The organism is Phyllobacterium sp. P5_D12 (assembly GCF_054049495.1).
On the sequence record NZ_JBFUMG010001108.1, the window covers coordinates 1 to 678 of the forward strand.

The 678-nt window shown below is 53.6% G+C and carries 1 protein-coding gene; it reads left to right on the plus strand.

What is annotated here, in order from left to right:
* Positions 1-166 precede the first annotated feature (166 nt).
* Positions 167-678: LysR family transcriptional regulator (locus ACXJ5O_RS28980; RefSeq protein ID WP_457302915.1), on the plus strand; the 512-nt coding region annotated here is incomplete at its 3' end.

The window sequence follows — 678 nt, forward strand, 5'->3', positions numbered from 1 at the left end:
GACAAAAACCGTCGCCAAAGTTGCAAACGGCACGACCTCCCAGCGCGCTCCCCCACTTCTTGCTCCTATTTATAATATTATAATATCATTAACAATCGGCAATATTAAACAACAGCCTTTTCGACCACAGCTTGCCAACCTGCGCACCCCTCTATTAACTCGGCGAATGGCATTCACCATCAGGCAATTGCAGTATTTTGTCGCCGTCGCGGAACAGGGCTCCATCACCCGCGCCGCACAAAATCTGTCGATTTCACAATCGTCGATCACAGAGGCCATAAAAGAGCTCGAAAGCGATCTCGGCGTCGAACTCTTCGAACGTCATCCACGCGGCCTCGATATCACCTATAACGGCCACCAATTCCTGCGCCATGCGACGAAGATCCTCGCCGATGTCTCAGATGCACGACGTTCGTTTTCCGAAGAGGTCCCGAAACAAGCGGGCAAGCTGCACCTCGGTGTAACATCGCTCGTCGCAGGGTATGTCCTTTCGGACCTCCTCGCCCGTTTCCGCCGTGCTTCCCCCGGCGTCGAAGTCAGTGCCATCGAAGACAATGGCTCCTACCTGGAACATCTGCTGGTGGGCGGCGAACTCGACGTGGCGGTMATGGTCATATCCAATCTTCGTGATCGTATGGCTCTGCAGGCAGAAATCATCGAAACCTCACCCTACAGATT